This is a genomic window from Geminicoccus flavidas (assembly GCF_009806515.1).
In the GTDB taxonomy this organism is placed as follows: Bacteria; Pseudomonadota; Alphaproteobacteria; order Geminicoccales; family Geminicoccaceae; genus Geminicoccus; species Geminicoccus flavidus.
In genome coordinates this window covers 1-419 of record NZ_WUJP01000062.1, presented here as the reverse complement: position 1 = coordinate 419, position 419 = coordinate 1, and the positions used below count along the sequence as shown (strand labels likewise).

Below are 419 nucleotides of genomic sequence, written 5' to 3'. Positions count from 1 at the left end.
CGATCCGCGGCCCCTGCCGCGCCTGATGCGCGGGGCCTACTACCGGACCTACTTCCGCGGTGCGGCGGCACGGCTGGCGACCCTGGCTCCGAGCATCGTCCATGTGATGACCTCGACCCAGGCCGGGCCGCTGCTGCGCCAGGCCCTGCCGGGCGTGCCGCTGGTGCTCCATCTGCACGACGACATGCTGACCAGGCTGCCGTCCGCCGAGACAGCCGCGCGGCTGGCACCCTTCGCCGCGATCGTCACCTGCTCGGACTGGCTGGCTCAGGCGCTGCGCGCCCATGTGCCAGACGCGGCCGGGCGGATCTGGCCGATCGGCAACGGCATCGATCCACCGGCCCTGGCACCGGCCGACCGCGCGCCCGGCCCGATCCAACGGCTGCTGATGGTCGGACGGATCTCGCCGGAGAAGGGGC

1 protein-coding gene is annotated in these 419 nt (G+C 73.7%); it reads left to right on the top strand.

Translation table 11 applies throughout. The features are described from left to right. On the top strand, positions 1 to 419 hold a 419-nt coding region (locus tag EQG76_RS01665), incomplete at both ends, for a glycosyltransferase (protein ID WP_159710027.1).